The sequence below is a fragment of the Cellvibrio sp. BR genome (assembly GCF_000263355.1).
GTDB lineage: Bacteria > Pseudomonadota > Gammaproteobacteria > Pseudomonadales > Cellvibrionaceae > Cellvibrio.
In genome coordinates, this window is record NZ_JH668200.1 from 453,370 (window position 1) to 465,040 (window position 11,671).

At 47.8% G+C, this 11,671-nt stretch carries 10 protein-coding genes; 4 read left to right on the top strand and 6 right to left on the bottom strand.

The genetic code is table 11. The annotated features are described in order from the left end of the window. Positions 1-69 precede the first annotated feature (69 nt). On the top strand, positions 70-1,827 hold the full coding sequence (locus O59_RS01880) for a pectate lyase (RefSeq protein WP_007638960.1): 1,758 nt from the start codon (positions 70-72) through the stop codon (positions 1,825-1,827). 135 nt (positions 1,828-1,962) lie between these two features. Here O59_RS01880 and O59_RS01885 read toward each other — a convergent pair whose 3' ends face one another. The 3 genes from O59_RS01885 to O59_RS01895 all read right to left on the bottom strand — a co-directional run bounded on the left by O59_RS01885 (position 1,963) and on the right by O59_RS01895 (position 3,137). Continuing rightward, entirely contained in the window at positions 1,963-2,289 is a 327-nt protein-coding gene (locus O59_RS01885; RefSeq protein WP_040391032.1) for an Imm50 family immunity protein, read from the bottom strand. 77 nt (positions 2,290-2,366) lie between these two features. Further along, positions 2,367-2,639, bottom strand: a complete 273-nt coding sequence (locus O59_RS01890) for a hypothetical protein (protein WP_007638963.1) — start codon at positions 2,637-2,639, stop codon at positions 2,367-2,369. A 96-nt stretch (positions 2,640-2,735) separates the two neighbouring features. Then, the gene (locus O59_RS01895; RefSeq protein WP_040391034.1) at positions 2,736-3,137 is read right to left on the bottom strand and encodes a hypothetical protein; all 402 of its coding nucleotides are present in this window, start codon (positions 3,135-3,137) and stop codon (positions 2,736-2,738) included. A 341-nt stretch (positions 3,138-3,478) separates the two neighbouring features. Between O59_RS01895 and O59_RS01900 the strand changes: the two genes are divergently transcribed. Further along, positions 3,479-4,990, top strand: a complete 1,512-nt coding sequence (locus O59_RS01900; protein WP_007638967.1) for a methyl-accepting chemotaxis protein — start codon at positions 3,479-3,481, stop codon at positions 4,988-4,990. Between the two features lie 138 nt (positions 4,991-5,128). Here O59_RS01900 and O59_RS01905 read toward each other — a convergent pair whose 3' ends face one another. Next, the gene (locus O59_RS01905; RefSeq protein ID WP_040391035.1) at positions 5,129-5,806 is read right to left on the bottom strand and encodes a YkgJ family cysteine cluster protein; all 678 of its coding nucleotides are present in this window, start codon (positions 5,804-5,806) and stop codon (positions 5,129-5,131) included. 485 nt (positions 5,807-6,291) lie between these two features. Between O59_RS01905 and O59_RS01910 the strand changes: the two genes are divergently transcribed. Continuing rightward, positions 6,292-7,710, top strand: coding sequence for an alpha-amylase family protein (locus O59_RS01910; RefSeq protein WP_007638970.1), 1,419 nt, complete (start codon positions 6,292-6,294; stop codon positions 7,708-7,710). A 131-nt stretch (positions 7,711-7,841) separates the two neighbouring features. Beyond that, positions 7,842-8,924: an SGNH/GDSL hydrolase family protein gene (locus O59_RS01915; protein ID WP_007638971.1), complete on the top strand. Its 1,083-nt coding sequence runs from the start codon at positions 7,842-7,844 to the stop codon at positions 8,922-8,924. Positions 8,925-9,129: 205 nt separating this feature from the next. Here the strand turns inward: O59_RS01915 and O59_RS01920 are convergent, their stop codons facing one another. Both O59_RS01920 and O59_RS01925 read right to left on the bottom strand, forming a co-directional pair. Continuing rightward, positions 9,130-10,530 carry a glycoside hydrolase family 5 protein gene (locus O59_RS01920; RefSeq protein WP_050976926.1) on the bottom strand — a complete coding sequence of 467 codons (1,401 nt, stop codon included), beginning with the start codon at positions 10,528-10,530 and terminating at the stop codon, positions 9,130-9,132. A 309-nt stretch (positions 10,531-10,839) separates the two neighbouring features. Beyond that, on the bottom strand, positions 10,840-11,460 hold the full coding sequence (locus O59_RS01925) for a cation transporter (protein ID WP_007638973.1): 621 nt from the start codon (positions 11,458-11,460) through the stop codon (positions 10,840-10,842). Positions 11,461-11,671 lie beyond the last annotated feature (211 nt).

Genomic DNA, 11,671 nt, shown 5'->3' on the forward strand with positions numbered 1-11,671 from the left:
TCAGATTGCAGAATGGCATCTCGGTCAATCCGTCCTCTTTATTTCAATAACTAAGACGAGATTGTAACTATGAAAAATATCACTTCTGGCACCGCTCAACGCCGTGTCAATTTTACCCGCAAGCTACTGGTCAGCACCCTGGGTTTACTCGCCAGCGGCTCAGTGTTGGCGGCTGCTACCGGCGGTTTTTCCACTACCGATGGCGGCAATGTGTCTGGCGCCCAGTCTTTTAACGCCTCCACCCACACCCAAATCCAGCAGATTATTGAAAATGCAAAAGACGGTGACTACCCGGTCATCATCACTTACACCGGTAATGAGGATTCGCTGATCAATCAAATGATTCGCGACCACACTGTGGACTCCTCAGGCAATTGCCCCAACCCGCGCTGGAGTGAGGCCTACCGCAAAGTGGAAATTAAAGAATTCACCCGTGGTATTACCATCCAAGGCGCCAACGGCTCCTCCGCAAACTTCGGCATAGTGGTAAATAAATCCAGCAATGTGATTGTGCGCAATATGAAAATTGGCGCACTCGCCGGTGCATCCAACGATGCCGATATGATTCGTATCGACAGCGGCGTAAACGTGTGGATCGATCACAACGAATTATTTGCGGTTAACAACGAGTGTAAAGGTTCACCGGATGGCGACCTGACCTTTGAAAGTGCGATTGATATTAAAAAGGAATCGCAAAACATTACGGTGTCCTACAACATTATCCGCGACAGTAAAAAAGTCGGGCTGGATGGTTCCAGCAGCACCGATATCGGCGGCGGTCGCAAAATCACCTTCCACCACAACATCTATCGCAACGTCGGCGCGCGCCTGCCGCTGCAGCGCGGTGGTTGGACGCACATGTACAACAACCTCTATGACGGCATCACCAGTTCGGGCATTAACGTACGCCAAAATGGCTATGCGTTGATCGAGAGCAACTGGTTCCAAAACGCGGTAAACCCCGTGACCTGCCGTTTTGATAGCAGCAACTGCGGCAAGTGGGATTTGCGCAACAACAACATCCGCAACCCCGGTGATTTTGCGACTTACAACATCACCTGGACCAGCGGCGGCACCATCGACGCCACCAACTGGACCACTACCGCCCCCTTCCCGATTAGCATTCCCTACAGCTATTCGCCCGTTACCCCCCAGTGCGTAAAAGACAAAATCGCCCAATACGCCGGTGTGGGTAAAAACGGCGCGCAGTTGACCGCCAGTGCATGCAGTGGCGGCACCACCTCATCGGTGTCGTCGTCAACACCATCCAGCACAGCGAGCAGCTCCAGCAGCGCCGCCGCATCGGGTTCTATCAATCTCTCAACCAGCGTTTCAGGCACCAGCGTTAACCTGAGTTGGTCAACCAGCAACCTCACTACCGCGTCACAAGAGGTGTATCGCGATACCGACTCAGACCCTGCTGGTCGCGTACGTATTGCCACACTGACCTCTGCAGCACGCAGCTATACCGACAGCACCGCCAGTGCAGGTACTTACTATTACTGGATCAAAAACACCACCAACGGCGTAGTCACCAACTCAAACGCCGCATCGGTAACTATTGGTGGCACCAGCAGCTCCAGCTCATCAGCAGCTAGCGGTGCACCGGTATTAGGTGGCACAGGTGATTACCCAAGTGGCTTCTCCAAATGCGCTGATCTGGGCGGCACTTGCTCCGTTACCTCCGGCGACGGCTGGGTAGCTTTTGGTCGCAAAGGCAACTGGGTACTGAAGAAAGTCTCGGTACCCGGCTCCATCGCCTGCACCGTTTCAGCATTTGGTTCAGATCCACTGGGCAACCCCAACAAGTGCTCTTACAAACGCTAATTATTTTTTAGCGCGCTAAAAACAAAAAACCGATCTCATAAGGATCGGTTTTTTGTTTTTTGATGCGGGGTAACTGTGAGTAATAAGCTAACTAAATTTGCGTTGTAGGTATTGATTTTTTACCACAGTCACTTGTTATGTTTTTACTAGTTTTGTTTCAATACCGCGACATTTAAAGCTACCACAGAAACCAAAGCAAGGATCAATAGTTACCCAATGATTATTTCCGCTTAGAATAGTCAAGGAGTGGATGACACTATTATTTATAAATTTTTCGATATTTACATCAAAAATACTATGAAAAGTGATTTCCACCTCAGCACGCAATGATTTGCCTGAATCAATATAGTCAATGTTTAGCGTCAGGTTATTTTCGTCTTTATTGCATGACAATATATGACCGTCACAGAATGCGGGCCAATAGCCGAAATACTCAATTATTTTCTGCTTATATTCATTCATACATTCCAGATGCCAATGCAATGATAAATTCTGTCCAATTGAGTGAGGCAGAACGAGCTTTAATCGCTTTAGTAAAGCTATTCTTCCATTGGAAAAAATGTAAAACCATGATATTCATTTTTGTGAGCTAAAGGCATTTCGTGAACCATTTTCACGATCACTGTATGGCCAGGCAGTGCTTTGCCATCAACCTCTGGCTCCGAAAGCAATTGCGTTAATGCTGCACTTGACGCCTGCTCCACCGTCTCAGCTTCTATACGACGAGACGCAAAAAATCCTACAGGTCGCCATTTTCCATCGATTTCAAAATTAAAATTTTCACCTTCGATAAAAATTACAAAATTTCGCATATGACCTTCAACTCTGTGCTCACAGGCAGATTGTAAGTTATACTTTTTTGGAATACTTTTGCGCAGAAAAACCAAAAATCCGCGACTTAGCGCGATCTAACGTAAGTTTTCGGTGGTTGAATGTAAGCTGTATTTATAATTCTGAAAAGATACAGAGCCACGATTTTCTCCGTTATATATAAAGTAAATAGTTATACTATTTTCCTCGGCTTCTTTACTCGCTGATATAGAAAAGCTGAGAGGGTCAATGCGTGTATATTTTTTCAATACTTCAGGCGGTATTTCCAGTTTATTCTCGCCAACCGTTACCTCAATTTTGGCAACAAGAAATTTATTATTTTCTGCTGATTTTGAAAGACCAACTTTCAAGCTTGCAGTTTGCTTTAATTCTGTAAGATACGACGTAAAAGTTAGGCTATTCCAGTCATAATGTTCTTCTTGCCAAGCAAATGACTCGATTGAAACGATTAAAATTGCCAACACGGTTATAAGTTTCATTCTATTCCCTCTTAACATTCACATACCACCCTCTCTTCACGTATTCGAAACCTCCATTCTCAACCCCTTGGGTGATAAACGAAATAACAGCAAATTACATCTTTCTCTAGCATGACAAATTGCGCATGCGTATTTTTCAGTGAGCCGGTGCGCGTTACTGTTCCAAGCGTTTGGGTAAGGCTTTGAATATATAGGCTATAGGTTTATTCGACCAGAGCATTTTGTTCGTCAGGCAGCAGCGAACAATGACCAGTGGCTGCGGTTGGGATTGGAACAACTTGCAAATCCGGTCTAAGGTTAATTACTAGCCCATGGGGTTAATTAATAAGAAGGAGAAGGTTATGTTGGTGAATATTTCGGTTCCCAAACGCTTGGGGGGCGGGTTTGCGCTGGTGACGCTGACGTTTTTGGCGCTGTTGGTGTTTGTCGCTTATGCCTTTCATACCGAGCATGCAACAACCAAGTTGATTTTGAATAATTATGTGCCGGGCACCAGCAATCTCTATTCCGCCGACCGGGATTTGCAACAGGCGCTGGTGGCGGAACGCACGCTGATTGCCACCGACCCGGCGAGTGAACAATTTAAGACGCTGTTGGGCGAGCATGCCGAGAATAAACAACAGGCGCGCGAGCGGGTGGATCAGTTTTTTAGTTTGATAGAGGACAGCAAACTGACTGAATTACGCAACTCCTACACCGGCCTGCGCGATACCTGGGAGGCGAGTACCGATCAGGTAGTGGCGATGGTGCAGCAACCTGATGCCGAATCCCGGCGGCGCGCGTTGGAACTCAGTACGGGTAAAGCGGCGAATGACTTTGAAGCTATGCGCAATGAACTGGATTTAATGCAGGAGCGACTGGAGCAGATCCTCGCGAGCAAACAGCAAGCGGCGGTGGAAAATTTTGAAAGCACTTCACTCACTATGTTGATAACTGCCGCAATCGGAGTGCTGCTAGCGATTGGCTTATCCATCGCGCTGTTCCGCAGCATTACCACACCACTGCAAATTGCCGCCCATGCAGTGCGCCAGCTCGCGGAGGGTAATTTAACTTTTCGCAGCCACAGCGACCGGCGCGATGAGTTCGGCCAATTGCTGAACGCGATGAATGAATCCATGGTGCGCCTGTCGCAGACAGTGACCGATATTCTCAATACCTCCGATGCGCTCACTAACGCTTCCACCCAAGTATCGGCAACCACACAAAGTTTGAGTCAAGCGACGACTGAACAGGCGAGTAGCGTGGAAGAAATTTCAGCGTCGCTGGAACAAATTTCCAGCTCGGTAAAACAAAATGCCGACAACGCGCAAATCACCGACAGCATTGCTGCCAAAGCGGCGCAACAAGCAGCGGAAGGCGGCACCACCGTATCCAAAACAGTTGATGCCATGCGTTTAATTGCCGAGAAGGTGGCGATTATTGATGACATCGCCTACCAAACTAATTTGTTGGCCTTAAACGCCGCGATTGAAGCAGGGCGCGCGGGTGAACACGGGCGCGGTTTTGCCGTGGTAGCAAGTGAGGTGCGCAAATTGGCAGAACGCAGCCGGATTGCGGCGCAGGAAATTGATGAATTAACCGCAGGTAATGTGCGCCTGGCCGAGCGCGCCGGTGAACTGTTAATTGATATGGTACCGGCGATTACCAAAACCTCGGATTTAGTACAGGAAATTTCAGCCAGTTCGCTGGAGCAGTCGAGTGGGTTGTCGGAAGTCAATTCGGCGATGTTGCAAATTAATCGCGCGACCCAACAAAACGCGGCAGCGGCGGAGGAGTTGGCAGCAACGGCAGAACAAACCAACGACCAATCGCTGCACCTGCAACAGTTGATGTCTTTCTTTAAAGTTGCCTAGGGAATCGCAGACCAGCGCAGCTAATCCACGCTGTTGATTGTTATGGATACCCACGTTCGCAGGTATGACGAGAGATGAATATTGCAGAACTTGCCCACTGGCGATTTGCGCCAGTGGGCAATATTTTTAAACCTTAATTTAACTAACTTCCAAAGCGGTTTGAAATGTTTTTTTGCCGCGCAAATAACGTTTTAAACAACTCTCATCGGCCAGTACTTCTAACAGCGCCGTATTAAAATCATAAATTCGCGCATCCAAGCCTTTCTGTTCAATCGCCGCTTCAAAACCTTGCGAATGCGCATCGGCCGCGAGCGCCACAGTTTCAATCATGCCGGTTGTTATATCCATATTCGCCGGATCGGCAAAGGATTGTTCACAGGCTTTTGCATCGGTCGCGTGAAAATTACGGCAGCGATAGGGGCGCACCGGATAAACACTGCATTGATTATTGTGCAACAGCGGGCATTTTAAATTGGTGGTGAGATGCTGCTCAGGAGTGATGCTACGAATCACTGCAGCGTTTCGATCAGCCTCTTGTATTATTTGCTGAATATTTTCAGCGCTCAGCTGTTTATGCAGGTAATCCTTGATGTTCAACATTTCATGGGCGCGCACTTCCACTTTGTAATAACAACAAAACGCACAGCCTGCTTGGCAGGCCGGTTTTGTTGGCGATTCAGTAATAGTTTTGGCGATGAGATTATCGTAGCGTTTGAACGATTGGGTGAGTGCCGTTTGAAATTGTTTGGCCCCGGGCAATTGTTGGCTGGCTTTTTGAAACTCTGCCTGCGCCGTCTGTTGAAAAAAATCATTCATTAATAAAATAACTCGCTGATAAAACTTTTTAGTGGATAAGCATCTCTGGGAAATAAAAACTGTTAGCGCAATCATCGCCCCGATTTGCAAAAGAGTTATAAACACGCAAATTGAATACGTATGCAACAGTCTGTTCAATTATTAATAAATGGCTTTAACTATGCCTGTGCACTCGTTATTAGGCACTCACCATTTGCCGCAATTGCCTGCTGTCTGTGCGGCGCTCTAGTGAAATAACAATAACTCTGGATAGAGCTCAGGTCACAACCATTTTTGTCGCTACCGCAGCCGTGCAACCCACACTGTGAAATGCGATTTACGCGGATGATTTCATCCATTCTCACGCACTGTTTTTTGCAGGCCCATTTGCTTGCGGGATTCGTGCTGCCGTAACAAACAGAATAACCATAACATCTAATAACTCACTACAACTGCTACCGTTGCGCCAATATTTACCTCACGCCCGGAGCAGGGGAGACACTACTGTGAAAAACCGTTTTTTAACCCAATTGATTTCCAAAGCGTCGTTAACCTTTACCCTCGCCCTGGCGAGTATTGCCAGTGTGCAACACGCCAGCGCCGATGCCATTTTACATGCGTTTGACTGGAACTATAGCGATGTTTCCGCCAAGGCCACGGAAATTAAAAACCTCGGCTACAAAGCGGTATTAGTCGCACCGCCGTTAAAATCCAATTCGGCCAATTCCGCCTGGTGGCAACGGTACCAACCACAGGATATTCGCGTGATCGACCATGCGCGCGGCAATAAACAAAGCTTCCAAACCATGGTGAACGCACTCAACGCCCAAGGCGTTGCAGTCTATGCGGATATCGTTTTGAACCACATGGCGAATGAACGCAATGGCGCTACCGATTTCCCCGGCTCCGCCGCGATTAGTACTTATAACTCCAACATCACTTACTGGAATAATCAAAAATTATTTGGCGATTTAACCCAGGGTTTATTTGGTGGTTACGATTTTAATCCCGCCAATTGCATTAGCGATTACAACGATGTGTGGCAAGTACAAAATTGGCGTTTGTGTGGTGGCAGCGGCGACACCGGTTTGCCAGATATGAACCCCAATAGCTGGGTAGTGACCCAACAGCGCAATTATTTAACCGCGCTCAAAACCATGGGCGTAAAAGGCTTCCGCGTGGACGCGGCCAAACACATGACCGCTTACCACTTGAACCAAATTTTTACCTCCACCATTAAAACCAACATGTATGTATTTGGTGAAATTATTACTGGCGGCGGTGCAGGTAATTTGGATAACGACCGTTTCCTCAGCCCGTACCTACGCGATACTGATCATAAAGCCTATGACTTCCCACTGTTCCACAGCATTCGCAATGCGTTTGGATTCGGCGGCAGCATGAGTTCATTGGTGAACCCGCAAGCGGTAGGCCAAGCCATTGATCAATTCCGCGCGGTGACCTTTACCATCAACCACGACATTCCACTTAACGGCGGTTTCCGCAGCTGGATTATGGATGCAACGGACGAAAAATTAGCCTATGCCTACATCATGGGGCGCGATGGTGGTAAACCATTAATTTTTAGCGATACCACTGGCACCGACAGCAATCGCTGGGTTAACGCCTATAAAGCGCCGCACATTGCCGCCATGCTGAAATTCCACAACAAGGTGCAAGGGCAGGGCATGGAAGTATTGGCCCATAACAGCTGCGCGATTTTATTCCGTCGCGGTGAAGAAGGTGTGGTGGGCATTAATAAATGCGGCAGCCAACAAAACTTTAGCGTGAATACCAACAGCCGCTTCAAGTGGTATCGCAACTACCGCGATGTACTGACCAACGGCAATTTGGTCTATATCAGCAGCAGCAATTACACCTTTGCCTTACCCGCACGCGATGCGCGCATGTGGTTACCGGAATAATGTTTTCACTGCATAGGGACATGCACACTTACCCTTCCTTTCACTTGGGTGGTTTAACTATTTCCACCTAGCGGTAATAATCCTCTCCGATAATAATTTGACTATTCATCATCACTATCGCAGAGGCATCTATGTGGAAATTTCTGTTACTCCTGTCATCACTGGTTGCGCTTTCAGCGTGCAACCATCAAGCAGCTCCTAATCACACCGCAAGCAATTTCAGCAGTACCACGGCATCAACCAGTTTTAGCGGCGAACAACTGCGCATGATTGGCCGGTTTGATACCAGCACCCAAGGCAAGGCGCAATTTACCTGGCCGGGCTCCGCCATTGAATTTCGTTTCACCGGTACTGAGGCAAAAATGATGCTGGCCAGCAATGGCGATGTTCGCTTTCAAGTAGCGGTGGACGGTACCCTTCAGGATTTATGGGTAAAAAGTGGTGAGGCAACCTATACCCTGGCCAGTGGTTTAACCAAGGGCGAACACACTATTCGCCTGACGCGCTTAACCGAATCCTTTGCGCTGGTTACTGCACTGTTGAGCGACCCGATTGTTGATGGAAAATTATTACCTGCGCCTGCGGCCGCCACAAAACGCTTGTTGGTGATTGGCGATTCCATTACCGCTGGTTACGGGGTAGAGGGCGCTGATCAACATTGCAGTTATGACATGCGCACCAGCAATCAACAATTAACCTATGCCGCGCTGGCCGCCAATGAACTGGGCGCCGACTTACACGCAATCGCCTGGTCCGGCATTGGTGTATGGCGCTCTTACGGAGAAAAAACCCCGGTGAACCCCAGCATGTTAGTGCGCTACCAACGCACGCTTGCTGACGATAGCAATAGCCGCTGGGATGCAACTGCTTATCAGCCCGATGCGATATTAATTAACCTGGGCACCAACGATTATTGGGAAGGCTCGGTGAGTGATGACTATCGCGCAAATATGAAAACATTAATCGCCATGGTGCAAACGGATTTCGCCAACAAACCGGTGTATTTAATTGTCAGCCCCATGCTCGGCGGCGCGCAACGGGAATCGCAAAAAATTATTTTAGGTTCTTTGGTATCCAGCGGTGTAAAGCTAGTGGATTTGGGAAAAATTGAATCTGCCGATGGTTTGGGTTGCGATTGGCACCCGAATAAAATTACCAACCAACGTATGGGCAAAACACTGGTGCAGCATTTAAAAACCGATTTGAACTGGTAACAATCAATCGATAAAACGTTCCACTTGCACTGCAGAAAATATTCAGCGTCGTCAAACCTGCGAATGTAAAAATATAAAACCCGGCTCCATTGCGAAGCCGGGTTTTATTTTTGTGGATAACGTTAATCTCCCCTAGCCCCTCTTTACCACAGAGGGGAGTCAAGCTCCTACCTTGGTAAAAAGGAGGCGGGGAGAAATTAAAAAATTATTTCGCCGCATTAACAATCGTACTGATAATAGTGGGATAAACCTGATTGCCAGTGTAGCGATCAAATAAACCCATACCACCGTTGGCGGTGTAGCCATTATCCCAATAGATAGGTACCAAACCACGGGTATAAGCCGCGCGGGTAATGTACTGGTTCCAGTAAACACGATAACTTTCTGCCGCTGGAATATTAGTGCGTGAAATAGCCCCGAACTCACCGAGAATAACCGCCACACCGTTATCGACAAATTTGGTTTTCATGCGCTGGAATTGATTATCCACATGCGCTTCATTGGCCCAGGTTTCTACGTTCGCCGAATTGGTGGCATTTTTACCCCACTGCCAGATGGAACTATTTTCATTCAGGGTGAAATTGTATGGGTCGTAAAAATGTACTTCCATCATCAAACGTTTGTTAGCGGAATCGCTCGGAATAGTGGCAAAACTAATTGCGTGATCGATATTGGTATTAAAACCCTGCACCACCAAATGACGCACCGCATTATTGCCGCCCGTAGCACGCACCGCATTGACAAAGGTTTGGTTAAAACTATTTTGCACTGTGTAGTATTCAACGGTTGGCGTACCGTAATCGCCATCCACCATTACCTCGTTAGTGCCGGCAAATAATAAATAATCATCATAGTTTTTAAATTGATTGGCGATCTGCGTCCACAATTTAGTGATGCGATTATTCACATCGGTTTGATTGGCGTATTTAGGCTGCATCCAACCGCCGTCCCAATGGATATTAATAATCACATAGAGGCCTGCACTTTTTGAATAATCCACCACTTGTTTTACCCGCGCCATCCAACTGCTGCTGATGTTGTAATTCGCATCGGAATACTGGGTCCAGGACACGGGAATACGAATGGTTTTAAAACCGGCCGCTTTTACCGCATTAATCATCGCTTGCGTGGTAGCCGGGTTGCCCCATGCGGTTTCACTGCCAATCGCCTCCAGCGAATTCCCCAAATTCCAACCGGCGCCCATCAAGGCTGCGAGTTGCACACTGGTGAGGTTGCGCATCGCCGCCGTGGAAGCGGTGCGTGTAGCACTCGCCGCGTTGGAGTTATAGCTTGCGCCATTGGCATTAAATTTAATCCAATACCAGTAGGGCGTTCCTGCCACGGCGGTTGAGTCGGTATAACTTCTGGTAGACGCATTTACCGTGGCAATGCGGCTGCGCCCGCTGGGATTGCTATCGGTATCGCGATAAATCTGCACACTGCTGATACTGCCACTGACCGTCCAGCTCAAACCAATATTACTGGTGCTACCGGTCGCGGTTAAACACACAGTCGCACCGCCGCCACTGCCGCAACTTTGGGCGCTGGAAAAGGGCGAAATACAAAACGCGAGTAAAACGAGGATGGATGAGAAAAAGGATTTCATCTTTATTATTTCCTTTTGGAGTTTTTTAATGCCCGACACTACTGCAGGTGATACATCTCCCCGGAAGCCCGGGGCCTAAGCCAGGGTGAGAGATGCCAGCAGCCAGTTGCACACAAAAATCGCGCAACACTACCGACAACGACCGCGCTGAACGGTCGCAGAAATACTAAGGGTAAGTTTGACTAAAAGACCATACAAATATTACAAATAGGACTTAATGAGTGCTTTGGAAACAGCTCAAGTTACGGAAAGGAATCGCAGTCAACCGATGTTTCATTTTGAAACATGGAATTATTTTTATATATAAAATTACCCCTCACGCGCCAGCTCGCGCCGGGCCTGTTTGATTACCTGCCAGGCCGCCGTCAATGCCAGTGAAGCCATAATCACTGCCACAATTAAATCCGGCCACGCAGTGCCAGTACCAAATACTCCGATAGCCGCAATAATTACCGCGATATTGCCCAGCGCATCGTTGCGGGTACACAACCACACACTGCGCATATTGCTGTCGCCATTGCGGTAAGCGTAAAGCAGGATCGCAACCCCTACATTCGCCGCCAGTGCCAGCAAGCCAACCAAACTCATGGTTTGCGCATCAGGCAATACGCCGGTAATCAAATTCCATGCAGCATGAATCAAAATACCAATCCCGAACAACGCCATGGACGCCGCTTTCAATAGCGCCGCTGTTGCGCGCGCCTGCACACTCATCGCCAGCACCCAAATACTAATACCGTAGTTGGCCGCATCGCCAAAAAAATCGATAGCATCCGCCAACAACGCAACAGACCCCGAGCGCAAACTGAAAAATATTTCTATCGCAAACATAGACGCATTAACGATTAACGCAATCCACAAAATACGCCGGTATTTAGGGTCGGGTTTGATGGGTGATTCGTGATCGTGGTTACAGCAGTGGGCGCCCATGGTTAACTCCTCTATATTCCAATGGAACGTTTCAATTTAAGATTCCTTATAAAAAAAATCTAAGGGTAATCGCCAATAAATTATTAATAGAACACTAGTCCACAAGATGGAGAATTGATCTGTCAATAAGCTGACAGAGACAACCTGGTTTCGCTCCCTGATTTTATTTTTCATGCAAACACTGATCGCTACTTATACTAAAACCTGATAT